Genomic DNA, 25,664 nt, shown 5'->3' with positions numbered 1-25,664 from the left:
CACGCTAGCGGCCCGCGGGCGGGCCGGACGGGTCCGCGCCCGGCCTCGCTCGTCCCGGCACCGGCCCGCGGCCGGTCGTGTCCGACGGTGCGTACCGGTGCAGCATCGAGTCCACCGCCGTCCCCGCCTGCCGGGCGCTCGGCGGGTAGCCGAGGACGGCCGCGACGAAGCGTTCCGGGCGCAGCGTCTGCAGCCGCAGGTCACTGAGGGCGCGGACGGTGGCCGTGCGCCGGGTGCTGCGCAGCAGCGCGATCTCGCCGAAGCCCTGCCCCGGGCCGAGCGTCGCCAGGGCGCGCCCGTCCCCGGTGACCGCGGCCGTCCCCGACTCGATGACGTAGTACCGGTCGCCCACGTCGCCCTCCGCGACGACGACCTCGCCGGCAGGGACGGCCACCGGCTCCAGGTGGCGGGCCAGCTGCTCGACGGCGGGCAGGGGCAGGACGCCGAGCACGTCGACGGACCGCAGCAGGCCGATGTCGCGGTCGCGGACGCCGATCGAGCGGTCCAGCCGCCGCAGCCGGCGCCACGCGGCCGCCGCCGCGAGCGGGCAGACCAGGCCGATGGTGACCAGGGCGGTGCGCACCCCGGCCCGGTCGGCCACGAGCGCCGCGACGATCGCGCCGGTCCCCATGGCCAGCGCGACCAGGCTCTCCAGGACGCCGAAGACCCGCGCCAGCACGTCGTCCGGCGCGGTCCGGCCGAGCAGGGTGAAGCCGCCGACGTCGATGAGCGCGTTGCCCACCCCGACGCAGGCGAGCAGCAGCAGCGCCGTCGTCTCCGTGGGGACCAGGCCGATCAGCGTCACCGGCAGGCCCCACAGGGTGACGCCGAGAGCGAACCAGGCGCCCAGCGCGCGGGTGCCGACCAGCAGCGACGCGGCGAGCGAGCCGAGCACCGCCCCGGCGCCGATGGCGGCGGTGAGCGCCCCGGCGCCGGGCTCCCCGGTGCCGAGCAGGTCGATGGCGACCACCACGGTGAGCACGGTCAACGCGCCGCGGGTGAGGGTCTGCGCCGCCGCCAGCCCGACGACGAGCGCGAGGTCGCCGTTGCCGGCGACGGCCCGGATCCCCGCGAGCGCCTCACCGACGAGGTGCACCCCGGCCGGGGCCGGCGGTCGCGGTGGGGCCTCGTAGCGCAGCCGCACCAGCAGGAGCGCCGCCCAGCCGGAGGCGGCGGCCGAGACGGCGAACACGACCGTCACCCCGGCCCAGCCGAGCAGCACCGCGGCCAGCAGCGGGCCGAGCAGGGTGGCCAGCGAGTCGAGCAGGCCGCGCACCACGTTCGCGCCGGCCAGCTCGCGCCCGGTGCGGCACAGCGACGGCAGCAGCGCGGAGTGCGCCGGCCGGTACAGCGTGGCCGCCACCGTGGACACCACGGCCAGCGCGTAGACGACCGCTGACGGGCCGGCCGTCCCGACGACGACGGCGGCCCCCGCGGTGGCCGCGCCGCGCACCGCCGACACCAGGACCAGCACCCGCTCCCGGCGGCCGCGGTCGGCCACCGGCGCGAGCAGCGGCGTCAGGACGGCGGAGGGCACCATCCGCAGCAGCCCGACCAGCCCGACCGCCGTCGCCCCGCCGTCGCGGTAGGCCACGATCCCGAGCCCCACGGTGAACGCCCACTCGGCGGTCCAGGCCCCGAGGAAGCTCAGCTGCGCCCGGCGCAGGGCGGGGTTGCGCGCGTTGGCGGCGAAGGCGGCCGCGGCCTGCCCGATCCGGCCGCTCCCCTGCGCCATGGCGGGACGCTAGCGCCGCCGGGGCCGCCGATACCGCTCCGCCGGCGTCCGGCGGAGGAGGTCAGAGGCGGTCGAAGGGGGCGGCGTAGCGGAAGGTCCCGCGCGGCCAGGGGTCGGTGAGCGCGCGGGCCTGGAAGTGCGCGCCCCACGCGGGGTCCGGCGCCGCCACCCCGAGGTCCGCGGCGGGCACGAAGCCCATCCGGGCGTAGTAGGCCGGGTCGCCGAGCAGCGCGACCAGCCGCTCCCCCGCCGCCTCGGCCACCGCGACCAGCGCGTGCACGAGCACCGTCCCGACGCCGCGGCCCTGCGCCTCCGGCCGCACGCCGAGCGGGCCGAGTCCGAGCGCCGGGGCGCCGTGCGGCTCGACCCACCCGCGGGTGGCGATCACGTGCCCCACCACGTCGTCGCCGTCGACGGCGACCAGCGACAGGTGCGGCAGCAAGCCCACGTCCTCGCGCAGCTCGTCGGTGAGCCGCGCCTCGACGTCGGTCGGGAAGGCCGCCCGGTGCACGGCCGCGACGGCCTCGGAGTCGGCGGGCCGCTCGCGGCGGACGATCACCTGTCGCGGACGACGGCGGTGTCGGTGAGCCGGTCGTGCAGGCCGCGGCCGTCGGCGTCGACGACGAGCGTCGGCACGAGCAGGAACAGCAGCCCGGTGCGCACGACCGCCCGCCACGGGGCCAGCCGCGACGCCGGCCGGGGGTGGGCCAGGCGCAGCCCGAGCAGCCGCATGCCCGGCGTCTGGCCGATCGCGACGAGGAAGACGACGTACACCACGGCCAGGGACAGCAGGCTCCAGTTGCCCGGCAGGTCCGGCGCGGTGAAGAACCCGGCGACGACGGCGGAGAGGAACGCGTCGACGAGGAAGGCGAGCACCCGGGTGCCGAAGCCGGCCAGGGACCCCGGCCCCTCGGCGGGGAGGCCCAGGGAGGCGCCCCGCCGTCGCTCCTGAGAGGGTGGCTGCGCGTCCCTGACCATGCTCCCAGCGTAGGACCCGACCGCCGTCGGCCCGCCCGCCGCGGGGAGTGCCCTCCCCGACACGCCGGGCTCGTTGTTACCGCCCCGAAACAGACGGGACACCGGCGGGCAACTCCCCGGCCATAGCGTGCGGACGGCTGTCCACCCGATACCGGAGGATCGATGTTCACCAGTCCCGACGAGGTCGCCGGCTACATCCGCGACAACGACGTCGAGTTCGTCGACGTGCGTTTCTGCGACCTGCCCGGCGTCATGCAGCACTTCACCATCCCGGCATCGACGTTCGGCGAGGACACCTTCTCCGACGGCCTCGGCTTCGACGGGTCCTCGATCCGCGGCTTCCAGGCCATCAACGAGTCGGACATGCTGCTGCTGCCCGACGCCAACAGCGCCTACGTGGACCCGTTCCGCAAGAGCAAGACGCTCAACGTGAACTTCTTCATCCACGACCCGATCACGCGCGAGGCCTACAGCCGCGACCCGCGCAACGTGGCGAAGAAGGCCGAGGCCTACCTCGCCAGCAGCGGGATCGCCGACACCGCCTACTTCGGCCCCGAGGCGGAGTTCTACATCTTCGACTCGATCCGCCACGACACCGGGATCAACGAGGGCTACTACCACATCGACTCGGTCGAGGGCTCGTGGAACTCGGGCTCGGCGACCGGCGTCAACGGCGTCGGCCCGAACCTGGGCTACAAGACCCGCGCCAAGGGCGGCTACTTCCCGGTCGAGCCCTACGACCACTACAGCGACCTGCGCGCCGACATGATGCGCAACCTGACCGGCGTGGGCCTCGAGCTCGAGCGCGGCCACCACGAGGTGGGCACCGCCGGCCAGGCGGAGATCAACTACAAGTTCGACACGCTGCTGCGGTCGGCCGACAGCCTGATGCTGTTCAAGTACGTCATCAAGAACACGGCCTGGCAGGCTGGCAAGACCGTCACCTTCATGCCCAAGCCGCTGTTCGGTGACAACGGCTCGGGCATGCACTGCCACCAGAGCCTCTGGAAGGACGGCGAGCCGCTCTTCCACGCCGAGACCGGCTACGCGGGCCTGTCCGACACCGCCCGCCACTACATCGGCGGACTGCTGGCCCACGCGCCGTCGCTGCTGGCCTTCACCAACCCGACGGTCAACAGCTACCACCGCCTGGTGCCCGGCTACGAGGCCCCGATCAACCTCGTGTACTCCGCGCGCAACCGCTCGGCCTGCTGCCGCATCCCGATCTCGGGCGACAACCCGAAGGCCAAGCGCATCGAGTTCCGCGTGCCCGACCCGTCGGCCAACCCCTACCTCGCCTTCTCGGCGATGCTCATGGCCGGCCTCGACGGCATCAAGAACAAGATCGAGCCGCCGGCGCCGGTGGACAAGGACCTCTACGAGCTGCCGCCCGAGGAGGCCCTGGGCATCGAGAAGGTGCCCGCGTCGCTGGACGCCGTCCTCGACCGGCTCGAGGTCGACCACGACTACCTGATCGACGGCGGCGTCTTCACGCCCGACCTGATCGAGACGTGGATCGAGTACAAGCGGGAGAACGAGATCGACCCGATCCGCCTCCGCCCGCACCCGCACGAGTTCGCGATGTACTACGACATCTGATGCGGACTGGGCCGGTGACCTGCATAGACAGGTCACCGGCCCTTCTCATGCTCTCAATCTGCTCTCAGCGCAGATGATCTTGGGGGGCCGGACGCGCGCGGAGTACCGCCCCCACGACGGTCCGGGTGGCCTCGTCCCGGTCAGGCCAGAGGTGTCCGTAGGTGTTCAGCGTCGTCGTGGCCGAGCCGTGCCGGAGGCGGTGCTGCACCGTCTTGACGTCGAGCCCCGACGCGATGAGCAGCGAGGCGTAGTAGTGGCGCAGGTCGTGGAACCGGAAGTCCTCCGGCAATCCCACGTGCTTGCGCCGAGCTGCTCGGACCGCCCGCTCGATCGCCCAGGTGGACGACGGACCGCGGATCCCGTCGGTGACGACGGTCGATCCGGGGAACCGTCGCACCGCTCCCGCCAACTGCTCGACGAGCTCGGCCGGGATGGGGATCGACTGACCGCTCATCGCCGACTTGAGCGGCTTTCCGCCGGCCTGCTCGACCGGAGTGACGACGCCGGCCTCGAAGTCGACGTCGACGACCCGCAGGCCGGCGACCTCGGCGGTGCGCAGGCCGGCGAAGGCGCCGAGGAGCACCGCGGGACGCAGGTGCTCCGCGACGGTGTCGTGGAGAGCGAAGACCTGCTCGGTGGTGGCGACGTAGGGCCTGGGCCTGCCGGCGGCCGGCGAGGTCCGGTGGGAGCACGGTGATCGCAGGATGAGCCCGTCGTGCACGGCGTCGGACATCAGCTGGGACAGCCGACGGTGCAGTGCGTAGACGTATGAGTCGGCGGCGCCCGCGGCCTTGAGCTCCGCCGTCCAGCGGCGCACGTCCGACGGCCGGATGGCAGCGAGCGGCCGGGCGCCGAACGCCGCCCTGATGTGGGCGAGGTGGACGCCGGCCTGCCGGACCGTGGAGGGACGGCGAGTGCCGTAGCCGGCCAGCCACTGGTCGCACCACTCCCCCACGGTCAGCTTGGCCGTGGCCGGGTGGATGTGCCGGCCTTCCGCAAGCGCCGCGGTCTGCTCGGTCAGCCACCGGGTCGCATCGACCTTGCGGCCGAAGGTCCGGGTGATTTGGGTGGCGCCGGGAGCCGGTCGATAGCGCGCCTGCCACGTCCCGTTGGCGCGCCGGTCGACGCTCCCCACGCGATACACCTCCCCAGCACCGACGCGGAGGTAAGCCAGGCACGAGGACCTTGCCTCTGGGGGCAACGCACGACATCTGTGGATGGCCGATCGCCTGTTGACAGCCACTCACCGCGAGGCTGACGGGACGCCGCTGCCCTCCGTCGCAACGGAGGTTGCTGAGCAGTCCTCCTGTACTTCTCCAGTGAGGTCAGGCCCCTACTTGAGGGCACTCACTCGCTACAGATGGCGGACATCGATGCGCGTGTCGAGTCCCGGGCGGCGGAGTGGCAGGGAATCCGAGCCTGATACTGACGCGCGTGCCGGACCTGGAGTCGCACCGTGCGGCGGTGGATCGTGCGCTGTCGGCCGCGGGAGTCACCTGGGAGGCCTGGCCCCAAGCCGCCGTCGAACATCTCGCCGACCCGCAGGACCGGCTCTCGGCACTACTGATGCTCTTGGCACCCTCGGCGACTGTGTCGCCCGGCGACGAGGCGGCCGCTGGTGACCGGTCGCGTGAGGTCATCGATCGGCTCCGCCGGCGGCGGCTGCCCTGGACGGCGGCCACGGCAGGACTGGCGCTGCGCGTGGTGCGACAGCGGGGCGAGTTCGACCACGTCCGAGTCCCGACTGCCCTACGGGCAGCTGAACGGGTTGCCGTGTCGGGCGCAGCCGACGTCGCGCTGCTCGATGAGCTGCAGCGCTGCCGGAGCTGGCTGACCGGCATCCCGCACGACTGGCAGGTGCCTCAGACGCGGTCCCTGGCCGACCGGGTGCTGGCCGCGCTGGCACCACCGGACATGCTGGACCTCTCGCTGCTGCACGACGGGGACTGCTGGGGTGCTGCGGCCCGCGAGTGCGTCCGCGCCCATGACCCGAGCGCGGTCACCGCGCTGGTCAGACGACTCGGGGAGCTGGGGGCCGGCGCTCCGTCGGCGACCTGGCTGCGGCGGGTGCAGGACGCCCTCGAGGCGTCCGCCGCCCGGGACCTGCTGCGCGACTGGCTGCGGCTGGCTGCCGACAGCGACGTCATCGCCCGCGACGGGCAGCACCGGTCCTCCGGCGGGCGACTGTTCGCCCCGGGCAACGAGGACATGGTCCGCGCCGCGGTCGTGGCGACGCGGCTGTTGCCCGAGGAGCAGTGGGTGCCTGAGCTGTTGGGGGTGCTGGCGCGGCGCGGGGCAGCGAGCAGCGGCGCGCCGGGGGTGACCGAGGCGCTGTGTCTGAAGGTCGCGGGTGCCGCTGTCGACAGCCTGGCCGCCCGCGGGACACCCGCCGACCGGGAGGTGCTGGGACAGCTGTTGGTGGACCTGTCCCGGCGTGACCTGGTGAAGCGGATCGGCGTGGCGCTGGGCGCCGAGGCCCAGGCGGCTGATCGGGACACACGACTTCGGCGGGAGAAGGCGGCCGCCGTGCGGCGCCGAGCGGACCCCGCGCCGCGACAGGCACGGGCGGAGGTCGACGCGCTCCTGCGGCGGCATCTGGCGGCCACGCTCCGCCGGCACGGCTTCCGCGGGAGTGGCCGCACCTGGCGACGGCTGCACGACGACCGCGTTGACGTCGTCTCCCCGGGGTCCAGCGGCGATGAGCTCGCGGTGGCCTACGGCACCCGCTTCGACGCCGCACATCCCGAGAGCGAGCCCCATCCGGTCGAGCGGGCCGCCCTCCGTGATCACCACCTCGACATCCGGCTCATCGAGTACTGGGGGACCAGCGGATCGGACCTCGACCGGCTCGCCCGGCACCTGGACGTCGTCGTCGTGCCGTTCCTGGACACCCTCGGGCGCTACGAGCTGACCCGTTCCTTTCTGGAGCACCGCAGCGGTGCACCGGCTCCGGGGTGGGAGCTCGAGGTCGTGGAGCCCCACGGGCCAGCAGCCGAAGGGCTGCTCGGTCTGCTCGCGCTCGCCGCGTCGGACCGCGCCACGGCGATCGACCGGCTGACGCGCCGGCTGGCGTTCGAGGACTCACCTGGGCGCGGCGATGGCGACCACGCTGAGGCGGCCCGGCGCTTCTGGCGCGGCCAGCTCGCCCATGCTCAGGCGCTGCCCAGCGGCGACGACTAGAACGGCGCTGCAAGGCCACCGGTCCATGGGCTACGACAGGCACGCCTCGATGTCCCCAAGCGGCCCACTATGGGACACCCCCGACGCGGAGCTCAGCCACGTTGCCACGCAGCCCGCAAGACACCGACAGCCGCGCCCGAAGGAGGAACCGAACCGAAGTGGAACTCAACAAGGCGCTGGATCGCGTCTCGGACGCAAGGTCTCTGGCCGCCTTCCTTGAGCAGCTGAGGAAGGACCCGATCATGAGCGAGGTGGGTTCCGCCGAGATGCTGATCGAGCGTATGCAGGCGTTCTTGACGGATACGGCGACCGACGGCGGCTACATGCAGCGCTACGCGAACGTCTCTGGCAAGGGGTGGCGACTAGCAGCGGACCTCGTCTTCTCGTCTTTCATCTACGAGTGAGCTACCGGCTAGGACCCTCGGGCGGATGCCCAGCGACGACCGCTGTACGGCAGCACCTGACGGAAGCTCAGCGCATGACAGCTCGTCCAAGAGCCAGCTCGGTCAGCAGCCAGCCCCATCGCGAACCGGCCGATGTCCCTGAGCGGCCCACCTAGGGACACCGCTCAGCAGTTCCGGCTCTGGCACCGTTCAGGCCACATGATGGTCGCGTGACCTTGAACGCACGGCGCCGACTTGGTGCATGGGTCTTGGCGCCTTGCCTTCTGTTCGGCCTGGCTGGTTGTTCGCCAGTTCCCACGTTCGGGGTCGCTGGCGATGACTCCAGCGTGCAAGTCCTCCTCGGAAGGTGCCCGGACGAGCGCGTTCAGGAGGTAAGCGTCCAACGCGCCGACTCATCAGGAGGCGGCGAGGTATCCGGTCCCATGCTCTGGCAGGTCAAGTCAGAAGCCGGTGTCGAGGTTGGCGCCGTAACGGTGGGGACGGAACCTCCTGGCTTCATCACGACGGTGGCCCTCAACGGTCGGCTCCCCGCAGATGCTGACCTCGTGGTCTACGTGACCACCACCTTTGCCGACAGCAACATGGGCTTTCGGCAGTCAGACCTGCAGCCTGGCGAGGTCTACGTCTTCGGCGACAGTGTTCCTCGCGCGGAGTTCGAGGAACAAGACCTCAACTGCTAGCGGCTTCACGGCTCGACGACGACCACTCCGCGGATGTCCCATAGGCCGCCTTCAGGGACACCTCGCCGTGGCCCATGACCCCACATGGAGGCGTCGCCGCGGCGTCCTGTCGAGCGGCCCTGCGGTGCTCATCCAGAGCTCGGGCCGTCGGCACTGGAGATGGCCAAGATCGAAAGGGACACACCTCATGCACTCGGCGTCCGCGAACTCGTCGGACGGGTTGCTGGAGGTCGCTGAGGAGTCTGTGCCTATGGCAGCTGGCCGACGGACCGAGGACCGAATACACCGGCGCGAGGCTGAACGACAGCGTCGCGAGCGCCGTTCACGACGGGATGCCACAGACCTACCGGTGGCGGCTGAGTCACCGACGGATGCTCGCTCAATCGGCGAGGCCCGGCGGCAGGCAGCGACGTCTTGCGCCTGGTGCGGCGGTGCCATCACGCCCCGGCCGCGAGGGCCGGTCCCGAAGTGGTGCTCGGTCGGCTGTCGACGTCGCGGCTGGGAGCAGAGCCGCGCCGCAGCTTCCGGCCGGTCGGCCATCGAGGTGGTGGAGCGGCGGGTCGAGGTTCGCGTGCCGGTAACGCCGAGAGTCGGGACTGGCCACCCTTGCTCGCGGAGCTGACCCGCCAGCTGGAGGACGGACGCGTCTAAGACCGCGACATGCTCCGGCTTGGTGAAGCACTCAGGTCGGCCCTTGACGCCCACAACCGTCGGCTGCTCGGTCGGGACGCGGCCTTCTTGCGCCCGAGCTGAGTGACCACAACGGCTGAAGACCCAAGCGAGCCGTCGCCCCGCCGAATGATGGCGCCCACGGTGCCAGCCTCCACAGCGAACGGAACGGTGGGCGGACGGGATGAAGCGGTCTCGAGTGCGCCCGCGCGCATGAGTACAGGTTGAACTTTGCGGGCCTGCTCTCAATCGGCTCTCAGCAGGTTCAGCGACGTCCGCTAGTGATCAGGCACGGCCAACCGGAAATCCCCAGCTCACAGCAGTGTCCGTCATTAGCCAATGTAAGCGGTCCATACGGCACGAGAACGCCATGTACTACGACATCTGAGTCGTCCCGCGGACGGAAGGGCCGGTGACCTGCGCCAGCAGGTCACCGGCCCTTCCCGTGTCCCCGCTCCGCCCGCTCGCGGTGCAGGGCCACCCCGGCCACGACCAGCGCGACCCCGGCGGTCTCCCGGGCGGTCGGGACCTGGGCCAGCACGACGATCCCGATGACGGTGGCCGTCGCCGGCAGCAGCGACACCATCAGCGCGTAGGTGGCCCGGGGCAGCCGGCGCATCGCCAGCTGGTCGCAGACGTAGGGGACGACCGAGGACGACACCCCGACGCCGATGCCGGCGGCCAGCGCGACCGGGTCGGTCAGGGCCGGGACGGCGCCGGTGATCCCGACGGGCAGCGCCACGGCGGCTGCGACCAGCATCGACAGCGCCAGCCCGTCGACGCCCGGCAGCCGGTCGTCGCGCGCGACGCGGTGGCCCAGCACGACGTAGGCGGCGAAGAGCACGGCGTTGGCCGCGGCGAAGGCGAGGCCGGCCGGCTCGGCGACGAGCTGCACGTCGGTGAGCAGGTACACCCCGCCCACGGCCAGCACCAGGGCGGCCAGGTTGCGCCGGGTGCGGGCGGCCAGCGCGGCCAGCGCGACCACCGGCAGGAACTCGACGGCGGCCACCGTGCCGAGCGGCAGCCGGTCGACGGCCAGGTAGAAGCAGCTGTTCATCACCGCCAGCACCGCGCCCCAGGCGACCAGCAGCCGGCGGGTGCGCCCGTCCAGCCGGCGCCAGGTCCGCCACGGCCGCCGCCACAGGGCGAACACGAGCGCGGCGGAGGCGATGCGGAGCCAGGCGACGCCCAGCACGTCGACGCGGGCGAACAGCAGCACCGCGAAGGCCGGCCCGAGGTAGTGGAAGACCGCGCTGACGACGAAGTACGCGTGCGGGGGCACCCGCGCGGCGGCGCCGGTCGCCCCGCGTCGCGCGGGGGCCGGACCGGGCGCCGCGCCGGTCCCGGCGGAGGAGGATGTCACGCAGTCAGGGTCGGAGGCGGCTCGGGGCAGCACCAGGGCCGTCCTGAGGTCAGGAGCGCCGGATGGGTGCCACCCGGAAACCGAGGCTGCCGGACGGCCTTCCGACCGGGAACCAGCTCCTCGACGAGGTCAACCGGCGCCTGCTGGACGAGCTGACGGCCGACCCGCGCCTGAGCGCCGCCGCCCTCGCCCGGCGGGTCGGGATGTCCGCCCCGGCCGTCCGCGAGCGCGTCGCCCGCCTCGAGCAGGCCGGCGTCATCCGCGGCTACCGGCTCGACGTCGACCCCGCGGCCCTCGGCCTGCCGGTGAGCGTCTGGGTGCGGCTCCGCCCGACGCCGGGCAGCCTGCCCCGGGCCGAGCAGCTGGCCCGCCAGGTCCCCGAGGTGAGCGAGTGCCACCGCGTCTCCGGGGAGGACTGCCTGCTGCTGCGCGTCCACGTGCCCACGATCGCCTCGCTGGAGGGGGTCCTGGACCGGTTCCTGCTCTACGGGCAGACCACCAGCTCGTTCATCGTCTCGACCCCTGTGCCGCCGCGGACCCCCGGACCCGGGGACACGACCCGCTGAGCATCCGGACGCGCCGCGTCCGGACGTGCCGGGCGCCGGGCCTCAGACAGCGGCCGGGTGGCCGGCGACGATCACCGAGCGCTCGCTGACCTCGAACACGTCGTTGACCGCGTTGTCCCCGACCAGCTGGTCGAGGACGCCGTCGAGCGTCTCCCGGTCCTGGACCCGCCACAGGCACAGGGCCCGGCTGTCGTCGGCGGCGGTGCAGGTGGACATGAGCTCGACGCCCGCCGGCAGGGCGCCGAGGTCGGCGTTCGCCATCATCTGCTCCCACCGCTCGCCGTCGCGGATGGTGTGCACGACTCCGAAGTACACGGCTGCCTCCCTGGGTTCGCGGATGGCTGGGGACGCGCCACAGCGTGCTCGGGGAACTGGCCGGCGGACAGGGCCGTGGGTCCCTGCCGCGGGGTCCTGCCGTGGGGAGCGGCGGAGCGACCCGCCGCCCGCGACGGCGGCTCGCGCGCAGGCCCCGCCCGTACCCTGGAGGACCGGTCCGTCGGTCCACGGGAGGACAGCACGCATGCCCTTCGCGCCCCGCCGCCGCTCCTCCGGCGAGCCCCCGCCCGAGCCGCGCCGGACCGACCGCGTCCGCACCCGACGGACGCCGCGGCCGGTCGCCGGAGCAGCCGGGTCCGGCCCGTACGGCGACCCCTGGCCGTACGAGGGCCCCGGGCCGTACGAGGGGTCCGGCCCGTACGACGGGTCCGGGCCGTACGGCGAGCCCTGGTCTCCTCCTCCCCCGTCGGCGCCCGGTACCCCGCCGGGCCGCGGCGCGCGGCCACCCGGCGGCGGGGCACCCCCGCCCCCGCCGCCCGGTCCGCCGCCGCGGCGGGGCTGGGGCCGGCGCCGCGACGAGGGACCGCAGCCGCGCCGGCCGCGCCGCCGGCGCGTCCTGCGCCGGATCGGGTTCGTGCTCGGCGTCGTCTTCGTCGTGCAGGCGCTGGTCATGGTGTCGCTGCGCTGGGTGGACCCGCCGACGACGGCGTTCATGGCGGCCAACGACCTCGGCGCGATCCAGCAGTCGGTGCCGGTCGAGCACGTGTCGCGCAACTTCCTCGCCGCCGTCATCGCGCACGAGGACCAGCAGCTCCCCTACCGCGACGGCGCCTTCACCTGGGACGAGCTCTCCGGCCGCGCCGAGGCCCGGCTGCGCGGCGAGGAGGACCCCTCGGGGTCGACCATCCCGCAACAGGTGGCCAAGAACATCTTCCTCAACCAGAGCATGAGCGTCTGGCGGAAGGCGCTGGAGGCCGGGCTCTCGGCGGAGATGGCGCTGGTCGTCGACGACCGGCGGATGCTCGAGCTCTACGTCAACTACGCGCAGCTGGGCCCGCAGCTGTACGGCATCTGCTCGGCCAGCTGGTACTACTTCGACACCCCGCCGTCCACGCTGACCGTCGACCAGGCCGTGCAGCTGGTCGGGCTGCTCCCCTCCCCCGGTCACGTGCAGCGGGCACCCGGCGGCGGGCTGGACTACGACGTCGAGGACGGCCTCGGCTGGCTGTCGCGCTCCCACGTCATCAACGCGCAGAACCGGGTTCCGCGGCACATCGAGGCGCAGGGCTTCGGGCCGGTCGAGGACGCCGGCGTCGAGGGCCTGGCCCAGGACCAGCCGCCCTCCGACGACGACTGCTCCGAGCGGCCCGAGGAGGTCGCCGACCTCATCGCCGAGCAGGGCACCGCGTAGCTCCTCTGGCAGGCGGCGTCGCCAACGGCCCCGTAGCGTCCCGGTCGATGCCTCAGGGACGGGGCACCGCGCTCCACCGTCCAGGGGAGAGGACCGCATGGCCACGTCCGAGGGCCACGGCGCCCGCACGTCCGCATCCGGCACCGTCGGGAGCCGGCCAGGAGCGGACGACGGCGGGGGCCTCACCGGCGCCGTCGTCGTCGTGGCCCTGGTGTCGGCGATCTCCGGCCTGCTGTACGGCTACGACACCGGCATCATCTCCGGCGCGCTGCTGCAGATCAGCGACGAGTTCGGCATCGGCAGCGGCTGGGAGCAGGTCATCGCCGCCTCGATCCTCGCCGGTGCCGTCATCGGCGCACTGGTGTGCAGCCGCCTGTCCGAGCGGCGGGGCCGGCGCGGGACCCTGCTGATCGTCGCCGGCGTCTTCGTCCTCGGCTCGCTCGGTGCCTCGCTGGCGCCGGACCCGCTCACGCTGTCGATCGCGAGGGTGGTCCTCGGCTTCGCCGTCGGCGGCGCCACGCAGACCGCCCCGGTCTACGTCGCCGAGTTGGCGCCCAGCCGCTACCGCGGCCGGCTGGTGCTGTTCTTCCAGATCGCCATCGGCGTCGGCATCCTCGTCGCCACGATCGTGGGTGCCACGGAGGCCGTCGACTGGCGCATCGCGATCGGCGCGGCCGTGGTGCCCAGCGCGATCATGCTCGGCCTGATGCTGCGCCTGCCCGACAGCCCGCGCTGGCTGGTCAAGCACGGCCGGGACGACGACGCACGGCAGGCGCTCGAGCGCGTCCGCCCGGCGGGCACCGACGTGTCCGGCGAGCTGTCGGACATCGACGAGCTGGTGGAGGCCGAGCGGACGGCGAGGACCAGCGGCTGGCGCGGCCTGCGGGAGCCCTGGGTGCGGCCGGCGCTCGTCGTGGGCTGCGGGCTCGCGATCTTCACCCAGCTGTCGGGCATCGAGATGATCGTCTACTACTCCCCGACGATCCTCACCGACAACGGCTTCTCCGACACCGCCGCGCTGCGGGTCTCCGTCGCCCTCGGGGCCACCTACCTGGTCACCCAGCTGATCGGGCTGGCGATCATCGACCGCGTCGGCCGGCGACGCCTCACCCTGCTCACACTGCCCGGCGCGGCGCTGGCGCTCATCGTCCTGGGCACCTTCTTCGTCACCGGCAACGACGGCGAGGCGCAGGTGCCCTGGATCATCGCCACGCTGATCGCCTTCATGGCCTTCACCGCGGGCGGCATCCAGCTCATGGGCTGGCTCACCGGCTCCGAGATCTACCCGCTGGCCACCCGCGAGGCGGGCGCGGCGGCGCAGTCGGCGTCGCTGTGGGGCACCAACCTGCTCATCACGCTGACGCTGCTGACCATCATCGACACGATCGGCACCGGCCAGACCTTCTGGCTCTACGCCGGCTTCAACGTGGCCGCCTTCGTCTTCCTCTACCTGCGCATGCCCGAGCTGACCGGCCGCAGCCTGGAGCAGATCGAGCACAAGCTGTCGGAGGGCGAGTTCCGGCCCGCCGACTTCGCCGGGCAGCGCGCCGGCCGGTGACCCGCGGGGGTCACCGGCCGGCCGCGGTCAGAGCCCCCCGGCGAGGCGGTGGTAGGCCGCGCTCCAGCGCAGCTCCTTGGCCAGCGACCGGCGGGTGGTCGCGTCGTCGATGAGCACCAGCTCGGTGCCGAAGACCTCGGCGAGGTCGGTGAGCTCGTCGGCGCCCAGCGCCGTCGACAGCACCGTGTGGTGCGGCCCGCCGGCGGTCAGCCAGCCCTCCGTGGCCGTCTCGAAGTCCGGCCGCGGCCGCCAGACGGCGTGCGCCACCGGCAGGTTCGGCAGCGCCTCACCGGGGTCGACGACGTCGATCTCGTTGGCCACCCACCGGAACCGGTCGCCCAGGTCGCACCACCCGACGACGACGCCCTCGCCGGGTGCGGCGGTGAACACCAGCCGCGCCGGGTCCTCGCGGCCGCCGATCGACAGCGGGTGCACCTCCACCCGCGGCCGGCCGCCGGCGATTGTGGGGCACACCTCGAGCATGTGCGCGCCCAGGATCCGCGGCGTCCCGGTGAGGTCGTAGGTGTAGTCCTCCATGAACGACGTCCCGCCGGGCAGCCCGGCCGCGGCGACCTTGAGCGTCCGGAGCAGGACGGCGGTCTTCCAGTCCCCCTCCCCGCCGAACCCGTAGCCGTCGGCCATGAGCCGCTGGACGGCGAGGCCGGGGAGCTGGCGCAGGCCGCCGAGGTCCTCGAAGTTCGTGGTGAAGGCGCCGAAGCCGCCGTCGTCGAGGAAGGTCCGCAGCGCCGCCTCGACGCGGGCCTGGTAGCGCACGGCGTCGTGCCGGTCGCCGCCCGGGCGGCAGTCGTCGGCGAAGGCGTAGAGGTCGCCGTACTCCTCGACGAGGACGTCGACCGCCTTCTCCTCCACCGCCTCGACCACGGCGACGAGGTCGTTCACGCCCCAGGTGTTCACCGAGACGCCGAAGCGGATCTCGGCCTCGACCTTGTCCCCCTCGGTGACGGCGACGTCACGCATGTTGTCGCCGAAGCGGGCCAGCTTCAGCGACCGCACGGCGGTGGCCGCGGCCGCCGCGCGGGCCCACGATCCGACCCTCGCCCGCACCCGCGGGTTCCCCACGTGACCGGCGACCGTCGTCCGCGGCATGCGCAGCCGGGTGAGCACGAACCCGTACTCGCGGTCGCCGTGGGCGGCCTGGTTGAGGTTCATGAAGTCCATGTCGATCGTCGCCCACGGCAGGGCGGCGTCTGCCTGGGTGTGCAGGTGCAGCAGCGGCTTGCGCAGCGCGTCGAGGCCGGAGATCCACATCTTCGCCGGGCTGAACGTGTGCATCCAGGTGACCACGCCGACGCAGGACGGGTCCTCGTTGGCCTCCCCCATCGTGCGGCGGATGGCGCCGGCGTCGGTGAGCACCGGCTTCCACACGACCCGCACCGGCACCTCGGCGGCCTCGTCGAGCGCCTTGGCCACCCGCTGCGACTGCTCGGCGACCTGCAGCAGCGTGTCCTCTCCGTACAGCCCCTGGCTGCCGGTCAGGAACCACACCTCGTGCGCGGCGAACGGGTCTGCGACCACGACGGCGTCCCTCCTCACTGTCCGTAGACGTTCTGGTAGCGCGCGTACAGCGCGTCGACGTGCCCGGGGCTGATCGGCAGCGGCTCACCGAGCTGGCGGGACAGGTGCACGGTGCGGGCGACGTCCTCGGTCATGACGGCGGCCTTGACCGCGTCCCGCGCGGAGGCGCCGACGGTGAAGACGCCGTGGTTGCGCATCAGGACCGCCGGCGAGCGGGACCCGCGCAGGGTGGCGACGACCCCCCGCCCGATCGAGTCGTCGCCGATGAGCGCGAACGGGCCGACGGGGATGGCGCCGCCGAACTCGTCGGCCATCGCCGTCAGCACGCAGGGGATCTCCTCCGCGCGCGCCGCCCAGGCGGTGGCGTACGGGCTGTGGGTGTGCACCTGCCCGTGCACCTCCGGCATGTGCCGGTAGACGTAGGCGTGCGCGTCGGTGTCGCTGGAGGGCCGGCGCACGCCGTCGACCACGCCGCCGTCGAGGTCGCAGACGGTGATGCCCTCCCAGGACAGGCCGTCGTAGGGGACGCCGCTGCCCTTGATGACGAAGAGGTCCTCGCCGGGCACGCGCTCGGACACGTTGCCCGAGGTCCAGGTGACCAGGCCGTTGCGGGTCAGCTCGCCGTGCAGGCGGGCCACGGAGTCGCGCTGCGCCCGGTGGGTGCCGCGCTCGGTCAGGGTGGCGGTCATCGGGGTTCTCCTCGCTGGGCGGGGCTGACGTGCTCGACGGCGGCGCGCTCGACCGGGAGCGCGGCGACGTAGCGCTGCACGAAGGCGTCGAAGCCGGCGACGTCGGCCGGGTCCGGCTGCGCCGTCCGCACGTCCGCGCCGGGGAAGACCGTGGTCTCCAGGTGGTCCGCCAGGCTCCGGTCCGGAGGGCCGCTGCCGGCGAAGGCGGCCAGGACGGCCATGCCCCAGGCGCCTCCCTCGCCGGCGACGTCGCCGACGGAGACCGGGGTGTCGATGGCGGCGGCCAGGAAGCGCTGGGCGACGCCCTCGGTCTTGAACAGGCCGCCGTGCGCGAACATCCGGTCGAGCCGGACGCCCTCGGCCCGTTGCAGGACGTCCATGCCGATCCGGAGCGTGGCCAGGGACGAGTAGAGGTGGGTCCGGACGAAGGTGCCGAGGTCGAGCCGGCTGTCCGGCGACCGCAGGAACAGCGGCCGGCCCTCCCCGAGCCCGGTGATCGGCTCCCCGGCGAGGTAGTTGTAGGCCAGCATCCCGCCGCCGTCGCGGGCGCCGTCGAGGGCTGCGGTGAACAGGACCTCGAAGACCGCCGACGGGTCCGCCGGGGCTCCCAGGGCGCGGGCGAACTCGGTGAACAGCCCGACCCAGGCCTCCAGCTCGCTGGCCCCGTTGTTGCAGTGCACCATCGCCACCGGGTCGCCGGCCGGGGTGGTGACCAGGTCCAGCTCGCGGTGCACCCCGGCGAGCTCGTGCTCCAGCACGACCATGGCGAAGACGCTGGTGCCGGCGGAGACGTTGCCGGTGCGCGGGGCGACCGCGTTGGTGGCGACCATCCCGGTGCCGGCGTCACCCTCCGGAGGGCACAGCGGGATGCCGGGGCGCAGCCGCCCGGTCGGGTCGAGCAGCGCCGCGCCGGCCTCGGTGAGTTCACCGGCCCGGCGGCCCGCGACCTCGATCCGGGGGAGCAGGTCGGCGAGGGTCAGGTCGACCCCGGCCTCGGCGGCCAGCTGGTCGAACCGGGTCAGCATCCCGGCGTCGTAACCGCGGGTGCCGTCGTCGATCGGGAACATGCCGCTGGCGTCGCCGATGCCGAGGACCCTCTCGCCGGTGAGCCTCCAGTGCACGTAGCCGGCCAGGGTCGTCAGGGAGTCCAGGCGCCCGACGTGCTCCTCGCCGTCCAGGATCGCCTGGTAGAGGTGCGCGACGCTCCACCGGTGCGGGACGTTGACGCCGAACTCCGCGCTGAGGCGCTCCGCCGACCGTCCGGTGTTCGTGTTGCGCCACGTGCGGAACGGGGTGAGCAGCTCACCCGCGGCGTCGAACGCCAGGTAGCCGTGCATCATCGCCGACACGCCCAGGACCCCGACCGTCGACAGGTCGACTCCGTGGCGCTGCCGCACGTTCTCGGCCAGGGCCGCGAAGCTCTGCTGCACCCCGGTCCAGACGTCGTCCAGTGAGTACGTCCACAGCCGGTCGATGAGCTGGTTCTCCCAGTCGGAGCAGCCGACCCCGAGCGGGACGTGGTCCGGCCCGATCAGCACCGCCTTGATCCGTGTCGACCCCAGTTCGATGCCCAGGGCCGTGCGACCGCCGGTGATCACTGCGCCGGCGTTCTCCGACATCGGTCCTCCTGCTCTGCGGCCGCCGGGCGGCCGCCGTCGGGACGGGGTCGCGGAGGCCGCGCCCGGGGTCAACGGGTGTGCTGGGCCCGTCGCGGACGCGACGGGAGGAGCGCCCCGGTGAGGGGCGCGGGGGACGGCGGGTCTCAGGCGCCGGGCGGGGGTGCGGTCGACGCGCGGACGACGAGGGCCGCGGGGACGACGACGGCGTCGTCGGCCGAGGACCAGCCCGGGTCCTCGATCCGCTGCAGCAGCAGGTCCACGCACCGCCGGCCCACCTCGGCGAAGTCCTGCCGGACGGTGGTCAGCGGCGGCCGCAGGTACTCGGCCTCGGCGATGTCGTCGAAGCCGACCACGCTGACGTCCTCGGGGATCCGGACGCCGCCCTCGGCCAGCGCCCGGATCATCCCCAGCGCCATGTGGTCGTTCGCGACGAAGACCCCGGTGACCGGGACGCCCGCCGCCAGCAGCGCGAGGCCGGCCTCGTAGCCCGACCGCGCACCCCAGTCGCCGGGGAGCACGACGTCGGCGGGCAGGCCGGCGGCGGCCATCGTCTGCTGCCAGCCGTGCAGCCGCGCGGCGGACTCGATCCAGTCCTCGCGCCCCGTGACGTGCCCGATCCGGCGGTGCCCGAGGTCGACCAGGTGCCGGGTGGCCTGCACCGCGCCGCCGGCCTGGTCGATGACCACGGACGTGATGCCGGGGGCGGCCCCGCCCTCGACGGCGACCGCCGGGAGGTCGGCCGGCAGCCCGGCCATCACCCGGACCGCCGCGCGCTGGGGCGCGAGCACGACGACGCCGGACACCGAGTGCTCGCGCAGCCGCTCGACCGCCTCGGTGAACCCCTCCTCCGAGAGGTCGGGCACCGTGGCGACGTGCACGTGGTAGCCGCGCTCGCGGGCCGCCTGCTCGAGACTGAACAGGGTGCTCGCCGGGCCGTAGAGGCCGGTGTCGAAGGCGACGACGCCGATGGTGTCGGTGCGGCGGGTGACCAGGGCCCGGGCGGTGAGGTTGCGGCGGTAGCCCAGCTTGTCCATGGCCGCGAGCACCCGGGTGCGGGTCTCCTCGGCCACGTGCGGGTGGTCGTTGAGGACGCGGGACACCGTCTGCGCCGAGACGCCGGCCAGCCGGGCGACGTCGGTCATGACCGCGGGACGGCTGCCGGCCGCCTGGGTCCTCGGTCGCGCGCCCATCGCCGTCGATCCTGTCAGGCCGCGGTGCGTCCCGCGGCCCGTGGCGCCGCCCCGGGCCGGGCTGCCCAGGGCGGTCACGACGCCGACCCGGCGCGCCGGGCGGTCAGCCGCTGCAGGACGACGAAGACCAGCAGCAGGACCCCGATGGTGATCTTCGTCCACCAGGAGTTCAGGCCGCCGTCGAAGTCGATGAGCGCCTTGATCGTGCCGAGGACCAGGACCCCCAGCAGCGACCCGACCACCAGGCCGCGCCCGCCCACCAGGAGCGTCCCGCCGATGACCACCGCCGCGATCGCGTCGAGCTCCAGGCCGATCCCGTGCAGGCTCCAGCCGGAGAGGATGTAGACGCTGAACAGCAGGCCGCCGAGCGCCGAGCAGAAGCCGCTGATCACGTAGACGCCGACCTTGGTCCGGCCGACGGCGAGCCCCATCAGCGCGGCGGAGGACTCGCTGCCGCCGATGGCGTAGACGGTCCGCCCGAAGCGGGTCCGGTGCAGCACGTAGGCCGCCACCGCGACCACGACCAGGGCGAGGACCGCGCCGTAGGACAGGAACGTCCCGCCCGGCAGCTCGACCACGTTGATCGCGACGGCGGTGAACAGGTCGTCCTGGATCGGGATGGAGGGCCCGCTGATGGCGAAGCAGATGCCGCGGGCCAGGAACATCCCGGCCAGGGTCACGATGAACGGCTGCAGCTGCAGGCCGTGGATGGCCAGCCCCATCAGCCACCCGAGCAGCGACCCGGTGGCCAGCACGGCGACGATCACCAGCGGCGCCGGCCAGCCGGCCTGCAGCAGGCTCGCCGCCATCACCGTGCCGAGCGCGACCACCGCCCCCGAGGAGAGGTCGATGCCGCCGGTCAGGATCACGAACGTCATGCCGACCGCGAGGACGATCAGGTAGGCGTTGTCGACCAGCAGGTTGAGCGCCACCTGCGGGTAGCCGAAGTTCTCGTAGCGGATCGAGCCCGCGCCGAAGAGCACCACCAGCAGGACCGCGGTCATGAGCACCGAGACGGTGCTCGACCCGGTCGAGGTGCTGCGCAGCCAGCGGCGCGCCGCCTCCTGCCACCCCGGGCTGGCCGGCGGGTCCGGCGGGGAGCCGGGGGCCTCGGGGAGCCGCGTGTCGGAGACGGTCATCGGAGGACCCCCTGCTCGGCCGGGCGGCCGGGGACGGACCCGGTGCCGGCGGCCGGCTCCGGAACGGACGGCCGGACGGGGTCCGGCGGGACGGGACCGGCGTCCGCGGGAGTCCCCGCGGCACCACCGGCAGTGGCGGCGGGACCCCGGCGGCGGCGGAGGGCCGCGCGCACCCGGGGCGCCTGCAGCAGGAACACCATGATGATCACGACGGCCTTGAACAGCCGGATGTACTCGTCCGGCAGGCCCATGGTCAGCACCGTGGTCGTCAGCGTCTGCAGGATCAGCGCGCCCACGACCGTGCCGGTCAGGGAGTACCGCCCGCCGGCCAGCGACGTCCCGCCGATGACGACGGCGAGGATCGCGTCGAGCTCGATGAACAACCCGGCCCGGTTGGCGTCGGCCGCGCTGACGTTGGCCGTGACCATCAGGCCGGCCACGGCCGCGACCAGGGCGACGAAGACGTAAACGGTGAAGGTGATGCTGCGCGCACGGACGCCCGCGAGGCGCGCGGCGGCCGGGTTGACCCCGACGGCCTCGATGAGCACGCCGAGCGCGGTGCGCCGGGTGAACAGCCCGACGGCCAGCAGGACCAGCGCCGTGATGACCACCTGGACCGGCAGGCCGAGCACGAAGCCGCCGCCGAGCCAGTCGAAGACGGGGTTCTCCGCGGTGACGATGTTGCCGTCGGTGACCAGCATGGCGATGCCGCGGCCGGCGGTCATGAGCACCAGCGTCGCGATGATCGGCTGGATCCCGACCACGGAGACGAGGAACCCGTTCCACGCCCCGAGGACCAGCCCGGCGGCCACCGCGAGCCCGATGGCCAGCGCGGCGGTGCCGCCGGAGGTGGGGTCGGCGGCCCCCTCGACGACCGTGAAGGCGACCGACCCGGAGATGGCCAGGACGGCGCCCACCGACAGGTCGATGCCCCGGGTGGCGATGACCAGCGTCATCCCGACGGCGATCAGCAGCACCGGCGCGACGTTCTTGACGACGTTGACGAGGTTGCCGAAGAGGTGGCCGTCCTGGATGCGCAGGCTGAAGAAGCCCGGGTTGGCCACGAGGTTGAACAGCAGCAGGACCGCGAGCGCGGCGACGGCCCACAGGACCGGGGACCGGCGGGCGCGGGCGAGCAGGCCGTCGACGGGACGGCCCGGCGCGGCGGCGGATCGGTCAGTCACGGGCGTTCCCCCGGGCGATGAGGTCGACGACGCCGTCGAGCGAGGTGTCGGAGGCGTCGAGGTCGGCGACCACCTGGCGGTCGCGCAAGACGACGACGGAGTCGCAGATCCGCAGCACCTCCTCGAGCTCCGCGGACACGAAGACCACGGACATCCCCTCGGCGGCGAGCTGGGCGACCAGCTCCTGGATCTGGGCCTTGGCGCCGATGTCGATGCCGCGGGTGGGCTCGTCGAGCAGCAGCAGCCGCGGCTCGGTGAGCAGCCAGCGGGCGAGCAGGACCTTCTGCTGGTTGCCGCCGGAGAGGTTGCGCAGCAGCGCCTCCGGGTCGGCCGGGCGGACGTCGAGGGCGCGGATGTAGCGGGCCACCATCTCGTCGCCGGCCCGCCGCGGGATCGGCCGCAACCAGCCGCGCCGGGCCTGCAGGGCGAGCAGGAGGTTGTCCCGGACGGTGAGGTCCCCGACGACGCCCTCGCCCTTGCGGTCCTCGGAGAGGAAGGCGATGCCCTGGGCGATGGCGCCGCGCGGTGACCGCAGGCGCACCGGCCGGCCGTCGACCTCCACCCGCCCGGTGCTGGCCCGGTCGGCGCCGAACAGCAGCCGGGTGAGCTCGGTGCGGCCCGACCCGAGCAGGCCGGCCAGCCCGACGACCCGCCCGGCGTGCACCCGCACGTCGGCGGGCTCGATCGCGCCCCGGCGCCCCAGGCCCGACGCCGCCAGCCGCGGCACCGCGCCGTCCTCGACCGGCCGGGGCGCGGCGTGCTCGAGGTCCTCCAGGGTCGCGAGCTCGCGGCCGATCATCGCCCGGACCAGGTCGGTGCGCGGGAGGTCGGCGGTGCGGTGCTCCCCCACCAGCCGGCCGTTGCGCAGGACGGTCATCCGGTCGCTGATCTCGTAGACCTGCTCCAGGAAGTGGGAGACGAACAGGATCGCCACGCCGCGCTCGCGCAGCGACCGCACCACCCGGAACAGCTCGGCGACCTCGCCGGCGTCGAGGCTCGACGTCGGCTCGTCGAGGACGAGCACCCGGGCGTCGGTGTCGACGGCGCGGGCGATCGCCACGAGCTGCTGGACGGCGATCGGGTGCGACCCGAGGACCGACCGCGGGTCGATGTCGAGGTGCAGCTCGCGCAGCACCCGGCGGGCCCGCTCGCGGGACGCCCGCTTGTCGATCGACCCGCGGCGGCGGGGCTCACGGCCGAGGACGATGTTCTCGGTGACCGTGAGGTTCGGGCAGAGGTTGACCTCCTGGTAGACGGTGCTGATCCCGGCCGCCTGGGCGTCGGCGGGGGTCGCGAACCGCTGCTCCACCCCGCCGAGGGTCACCGTGCCGGCGTCGTAGGGGTAGACGCCGGTGAGCGCCTTGATCAGGGTCGACTTGCCGGCGCCGTTCTCGCCCATCAGCGCGTGGACCTCGCCGGGGAACAGCCGCAGCGAGACGTCGTCGAGGGCCTTGACGCCCGGGAACTGGATCGTGATGCCGGTCATCGCGACGACCGGCTCGGGGAGCGGGGACGGGACCGGGGCGGCCGGCACCTCGGCGGCAGCTGGGGACACGGGAGTCCTCTCGGGAGGTGGTACCCGCCGCCCGCCCGGGGGTGGACGCCCGGGCGGGCGGGGGCGCGGGAGCCGGGACCGGCTCCCCGGACGGGATCAGTACTTCCGGTCCGGGAGGACCTCCGCGGCCTGCTCCTGGGTGAAGGTCGTCTCCTCGGTGACGACCCGCTCGGGGACCTCCTCGCCGTCGAGCACCTGCTGGGCGAGCTCCATCAGCTGCTCACCGAGCAGCGGGTTGCACTCGACGATGAAGTTGATCTTGCCGTCGGCGAGCGCCTGCATGCCGTCGCGGACCGCGTCGACGGAGATGATCTGGATGTCCTGGCCCGGGACCTTGCCGGCCGCCTCGATGGCCTCGATGGCGCCGAGGGCCATGTCGTCGTTGTGCGCGTAGACGGCGTTGATGTCGGGGTTGGAGTTGAGCATCGCCTCCATGACCTCGCGGCCGCCGGTGCGGGTGAAGTCACCGGACTGGGACGCCACGATCGTCAGGTTCGGGCTGTCGGCGATGGCCTCGGCGAAGCCCTCCTGGCGGTCGATCGCCGGGGCGGCACCGGTGGTGCCCTGCAGCTCGGCGATGTTCCACTGCGCCCCGGTCGAGGCCCAGTTCTCCACGGCCCACTCGCCGGCCTTGCGGCCCTCCTCGATGAAGTCCGAGCCGAGGAAGGTGACGAAGAGGTCCTCCTGCTCCGTCTCGACCGAGCGGTCGGTGAGGATCACCGGGATGTTGGCGCGCTTGGCCTCGAGGAGGACCGCGTCCCAGCCGGTCTCCACCACCGGGCTGAAGGCGATGACGTCGACCCGCTGCTGGATGAAGGAGCGGATCGCGGAGATCTGGTTCTCCTGCTCGCCCTGCGCGTCGGAGAACTGCAGCTCGATGCCGGCGGCCTCGGCCGACTCCTGGATGGACTGAGTGTTGGCGGTGCGCCAGCCGCTCTCGGCGCCGACCTGGGCGAAGCCCATCGTGATGGTGTCGTCCCCGCCACCACCGCCACCGCCGCCGCTGCCCTCCGCCGAGCCGCCGCAGGCGGCCAGCCCGAGGACCGCGACCGACGCCGTGACGGCGGCGAGGAGCTTGTTCCTGATCAACGTCTGCCTCCTGTGAGTTCCTGCCGGCCCGTCGGGTCCGGTCTCGTGGTGCTCCCCGGAGCGACCACCGCTGACTGGTCCCGGGGACGCGCTCTCAGGCGGCTCGTCCTGCGGGCCCGGCGACGCTGCTGGGCGTGACGCGGGACACTGTGAACGCAAACATGTCCGGCCGTCAAGGGGTCCGCGCCGCCGATCTGTCCCCGTCTCCGCGGGCGTCCCGGTCGCCACATGGGACGCGGGTCACAGTCTGTTAACGTTCCCAGCCATGGTCTCGACAACTCCGCCGACCGGGCGGCAGGTCACGCTGCGCGCGGGCCCGGTCAGCGCCGTGGTGACCGAGGTCGGGGGCGGCCTGCGCCGGCTGCGGACGGGCGACCGCGACCTGGTCGCGGACTTCGGGGCCGACGTCGCCCGGCCGGTCTTCCGCGGCTCGGTGCTGGTGCCGTGGCCCAACCGCGTGGGCGACGGCCGCTACCGCTGGGCCGGCCGGGACGAGCAGCTCCCCCTGACCGAGCCCGACCGGCGGACGGCGCTGCACGGCCTGCTGTGCTGGACCCGGTGGGACGTGCGCGACGCCTCCCCGGACGCCGTGGCGCTGGGCGCCCGCGTGGTCCCGCAGCCCGGTTATCCGCACCAGCTCGACGTCGTCGTCACCTACCGGGTGCACGAGGACGGGCTGTCGTGGGCGGTGGAGGCCGAGAACACCGGCACCACCGCGGCGCCCTACGGCTGCTCGGTGCACCCGTACCTCGTGGCCGGCCCCGGGCGGGTCGACGACTGGACCCTGCACCTGCGTGCCGCCGAGTACCTCGAGGTCGACGCGGAGCGCCTCCTGCCGACCGGCCGCCGGCCGGTCGACGGCACCCCGCTCGACTTCCGCGCCGGCCGCACGCCCCTCGCGGGCGTCGCCGTGGACCACGCCGTCACGGCCGTCGCGCCGGACGACGACGGGACCGCGCGCGCGGAGGTCCGGACCGCCGACGGCAGCGGGGTCGCGCTCGAGTGGGACCCGCGGGCGCTGCCGTGGGTGCAGCTGCACACGGCCGACCGCCCGGAGCCCGGGCTGCACCGGGCGGGGCTCGCGGTCGAGCCCATGACGTGCCCGCCGGACGCGTTCCGCAGCGGCGAGGGCGTCGTCCGGCTCGAGCCGGGCGCCCGGCACGTGGCGCGGTGGCGGATCCGGGCACTGGCCGCCGACGGCGGCTGAGAGGTCCCCGGGGACGACGACGGGCCGGTGACCTCCG

At 73.6% G+C, this 25,664-nt stretch carries 22 protein-coding genes; 8 read left to right on the top strand and 14 right to left on the bottom strand.

Annotation, left to right across the window (positions count from 1 at the left end):
- Positions 1–4 precede the first annotated feature (4 nt).
- From BUE37_RS20635 to BUE37_RS20625, 3 genes are all read right to left on the bottom strand, one after another.
- Entirely contained in the window at positions 5–1,735 is a 1,731-nt protein-coding gene (locus BUE37_RS20635; RefSeq protein WP_073422330.1) for an MFS transporter, read from the bottom strand.
- Between the two features lie 61 nt (positions 1,736–1,796).
- The gene (locus BUE37_RS20630; RefSeq protein ID WP_073422329.1) at positions 1,797–2,294 is read right to left on the bottom strand and encodes a GNAT family N-acetyltransferase; all 498 of its coding nucleotides are present in this window, start codon (positions 2,292–2,294) and stop codon (positions 1,797–1,799) included.
- A complete protein-coding gene (locus BUE37_RS20625; RefSeq protein WP_073422328.1) occupies positions 2,291–2,713 on the bottom strand; it encodes an RDD family protein in 423 nt (140 codons plus the stop codon). The genes BUE37_RS20630 and BUE37_RS20625 overlap by 4 nt, the downstream gene beginning before the upstream one ends.
- A 162-nt stretch (positions 2,714–2,875) precedes the next feature.
- On the opposite strand from BUE37_RS20625, the gene glnA reads away from it, so the two are divergent.
- The gene (gene glnA / locus BUE37_RS20620) at positions 2,876–4,312 is read left to right on the top strand and encodes a type I glutamate--ammonia ligase (protein ID WP_073422327.1); all 1,437 of its coding nucleotides are present in this window, start codon (positions 2,876–2,878) and stop codon (positions 4,310–4,312) included.
- 64 nt (positions 4,313–4,376) lie between these two features.
- Here the strand turns inward: glnA and BUE37_RS20615 are convergent, their stop codons facing one another.
- Positions 4,377–5,447, bottom strand: coding sequence for a tyrosine-type recombinase/integrase (locus BUE37_RS20615; RefSeq protein ID WP_073422326.1), 1,071 nt, complete (start codon positions 5,445–5,447; stop codon positions 4,377–4,379).
- Between the two features lie 299 nt (positions 5,448–5,746).
- Between BUE37_RS20615 and BUE37_RS20610 the strand changes: the two genes are divergently transcribed.
- From BUE37_RS20610 to BUE37_RS20600, 3 genes are all read left to right on the top strand, one after another.
- On the top strand, positions 5,747–7,492 hold the full coding sequence (locus tag BUE37_RS20610) for a DUF4304 domain-containing protein (protein ID WP_073422325.1): 1,746 nt from the start codon (positions 5,747–5,749) through the stop codon (positions 7,490–7,492).
- Positions 7,493–7,650: 158 nt separating this feature from the next.
- Positions 7,651–7,896, top strand: coding sequence for a hypothetical protein (locus tag BUE37_RS20605; protein WP_073422324.1), 246 nt, complete (start codon positions 7,651–7,653; stop codon positions 7,894–7,896).
- Between the two features lie 422 nt (positions 7,897–8,318).
- On the top strand, positions 8,319–8,576 hold the full coding sequence (locus BUE37_RS20600) for a hypothetical protein (protein WP_073422323.1): 258 nt from the start codon (positions 8,319–8,321) through the stop codon (positions 8,574–8,576).
- A 1,099-nt stretch (positions 8,577–9,675) separates the two neighbouring features.
- On the opposite strand, the gene BUE37_RS20595 is transcribed toward BUE37_RS20600, so the two are convergent.
- Entirely contained in the window at positions 9,676–10,608 is a 933-nt protein-coding gene (locus tag BUE37_RS20595; RefSeq protein ID WP_139253083.1) for an EamA family transporter, read from the bottom strand.
- 62 nt (positions 10,609–10,670) lie between these two features.
- Between BUE37_RS20595 and BUE37_RS20590 the strand changes: the two genes are divergently transcribed.
- Entirely contained in the window at positions 10,671–11,174 is a 504-nt protein-coding gene (locus BUE37_RS20590; RefSeq protein WP_073422322.1) for an Lrp/AsnC family transcriptional regulator, read from the top strand.
- Positions 11,175–11,216: 42 nt separating this feature from the next.
- On the opposite strand, the gene BUE37_RS20585 is transcribed toward BUE37_RS20590, so the two are convergent.
- A complete protein-coding gene (locus BUE37_RS20585) occupies positions 11,217–11,489 on the bottom strand; it encodes a hypothetical protein (protein ID WP_073422321.1) in 273 nt (90 codons plus the stop codon).
- Between the two features lie 205 nt (positions 11,490–11,694).
- Between BUE37_RS20585 and BUE37_RS20580 the strand changes: the two genes are divergently transcribed.
- A complete protein-coding gene (locus tag BUE37_RS20580) occupies positions 11,695–12,861 on the top strand; it encodes a transglycosylase domain-containing protein (RefSeq protein ID WP_245794819.1) in 1,167 nt (388 codons plus the stop codon).
- A gap of 97 nt (positions 12,862–12,958) precedes the next feature.
- Complete coding sequence (locus tag BUE37_RS20575; RefSeq protein ID WP_083628972.1) at positions 12,959–14,419, top strand: sugar porter family MFS transporter; 1,461 nt, start codon at positions 12,959–12,961, stop codon at positions 14,417–14,419.
- A gap of 27 nt (positions 14,420–14,446) precedes the next feature.
- On the opposite strand, the gene araA is transcribed toward BUE37_RS20575, so the two are convergent.
- The 8 genes from araA to BUE37_RS20535 all read right to left on the bottom strand — a co-directional run bounded on the left by araA (position 14,447) and on the right by BUE37_RS20535 (position 24,420).
- Complete coding sequence (gene araA / locus BUE37_RS20570) at positions 14,447–15,955, bottom strand: L-arabinose isomerase (protein ID WP_139253082.1); 1,509 nt, start codon at positions 15,953–15,955, stop codon at positions 14,447–14,449.
- Between the two features lie 14 nt (positions 15,956–15,969).
- Complete coding sequence (locus BUE37_RS20565; RefSeq protein WP_073422319.1) at positions 15,970–16,644, bottom strand: L-ribulose-5-phosphate 4-epimerase; 675 nt, start codon at positions 16,642–16,644, stop codon at positions 15,970–15,972.
- A complete protein-coding gene (locus tag BUE37_RS20560) occupies positions 16,641–18,263 on the bottom strand; it encodes a xylulokinase (protein WP_073422318.1) in 1,623 nt (540 codons plus the stop codon). Before BUE37_RS20560 ends, BUE37_RS20565 begins: the two co-directional genes overlap by 4 nt.
- 143 nt (positions 18,264–18,406) lie before the next feature.
- Positions 18,407–19,453 carry a LacI family DNA-binding transcriptional regulator gene (locus BUE37_RS20555; protein WP_217651340.1) on the bottom strand — a complete coding sequence of 349 codons (1,047 nt, stop codon included), beginning with the start codon at positions 19,451–19,453 and terminating at the stop codon, positions 18,407–18,409.
- A gap of 74 nt (positions 19,454–19,527) precedes the next feature.
- Positions 19,528–20,592: a galactofuranose ABC transporter, permease protein YjfF gene (yjfF, locus tag BUE37_RS20550; RefSeq protein WP_083628971.1), complete on the bottom strand. Its 1,065-nt coding sequence runs from the start codon at positions 20,590–20,592 to the stop codon at positions 19,528–19,530.
- Complete coding sequence (locus tag BUE37_RS20545; RefSeq protein ID WP_073422316.1) at positions 20,589–21,776, bottom strand: ABC transporter permease; 1,188 nt, start codon at positions 21,774–21,776, stop codon at positions 20,589–20,591. The genes yjfF and BUE37_RS20545 overlap by 4 nt, the downstream gene beginning before the upstream one ends.
- Complete coding sequence (locus BUE37_RS20540; RefSeq protein ID WP_217651339.1) at positions 21,769–23,331, bottom strand: sugar ABC transporter ATP-binding protein; 1,563 nt, start codon at positions 23,329–23,331, stop codon at positions 21,769–21,771. Before BUE37_RS20540 ends, BUE37_RS20545 begins: the two co-directional genes overlap by 8 nt.
- A 96-nt stretch (positions 23,332–23,427) precedes the next feature.
- Positions 23,428–24,420 carry an ABC transporter substrate-binding protein gene (locus tag BUE37_RS20535; protein ID WP_083628970.1) on the bottom strand — a complete coding sequence of 331 codons (993 nt, stop codon included), beginning with the start codon at positions 24,418–24,420 and terminating at the stop codon, positions 23,428–23,430.
- A gap of 265 nt (positions 24,421–24,685) precedes the next feature.
- Between BUE37_RS20535 and BUE37_RS20530 the strand changes: the two genes are divergently transcribed.
- Positions 24,686–25,627, top strand: coding sequence for an aldose 1-epimerase family protein (locus tag BUE37_RS20530; RefSeq protein ID WP_073422315.1), 942 nt, complete (start codon positions 24,686–24,688; stop codon positions 25,625–25,627).
- Positions 25,628–25,664: the final 37 nt, after the last annotated feature.

Source organism: Geodermatophilus nigrescens, assembly GCF_900129495.1.
In the GTDB taxonomy this organism is placed as follows: domain Bacteria; phylum Actinomycetota; class Actinomycetes; order Mycobacteriales; family Geodermatophilaceae; genus Geodermatophilus; species Geodermatophilus nigrescens.
Note: the sequence above shows the minus strand (reverse complement) of the source record. Positions and strands in the feature narration are given on the sequence as shown.

What these genes read in the sequence shown, in the direction of transcription:
- BUE37_RS20635 (WP_073422330.1), bottom strand. Translation starts at nt 1,735, where the DNA reads ATGGCGCAGGGGAGCGGCCGGATCGGGCAGGCCGCGGCCGCCTTCGCC.
- BUE37_RS20625 (WP_073422328.1), bottom strand. Translation starts at nt 2,713, where the DNA reads ATGGTCAGGGACGCGCAGCCACCCTCTCAGGAGCGACGGCGGGGCGCC.
- glnA (WP_073422327.1), top strand. Translation starts at nt 2,876, where the DNA reads ATGTTCACCAGTCCCGACGAGGTCGCCGGCTACATCCGCGACAACGAC.
- BUE37_RS20600 (WP_073422323.1), top strand. Translation starts at nt 8,319, where the DNA reads ATGCTCTGGCAGGTCAAGTCAGAAGCCGGTGTCGAGGTTGGCGCCGTA.
- BUE37_RS20590 (WP_073422322.1), top strand. Translation starts at nt 10,671, where the DNA reads ATGGGTGCCACCCGGAAACCGAGGCTGCCGGACGGCCTTCCGACCGGG.
- BUE37_RS20580 (WP_245794819.1), top strand. Translation starts at nt 11,695, where the DNA reads ATGCCCTTCGCGCCCCGCCGCCGCTCCTCCGGCGAGCCCCCGCCCGAG.
- BUE37_RS20575 (WP_083628972.1), top strand. Translation starts at nt 12,959, where the DNA reads ATGGCCACGTCCGAGGGCCACGGCGCCCGCACGTCCGCATCCGGCACC.
- BUE37_RS20565 (WP_073422319.1), bottom strand. Translation starts at nt 16,644, where the DNA reads ATGACCGCCACCCTGACCGAGCGCGGCACCCACCGGGCGCAGCGCGAC.
- BUE37_RS20560 (WP_073422318.1), bottom strand. Translation starts at nt 18,263, where the DNA reads ATGTCGGAGAACGCCGGCGCAGTGATCACCGGCGGTCGCACGGCCCTG.
- BUE37_RS20555 (WP_217651340.1), bottom strand. Translation starts at nt 19,453, where the DNA reads ATGGGCGCGCGACCGAGGACCCAGGCGGCCGGCAGCCGTCCCGCGGTC.
- yjfF (WP_083628971.1), bottom strand. Translation starts at nt 20,592, where the DNA reads ATGACCGTCTCCGACACGCGGCTCCCCGAGGCCCCCGGCTCCCCGCCG.
- BUE37_RS20530 (WP_073422315.1), top strand. Translation starts at nt 24,686, where the DNA reads ATGGTCTCGACAACTCCGCCGACCGGGCGGCAGGTCACGCTGCGCGCG.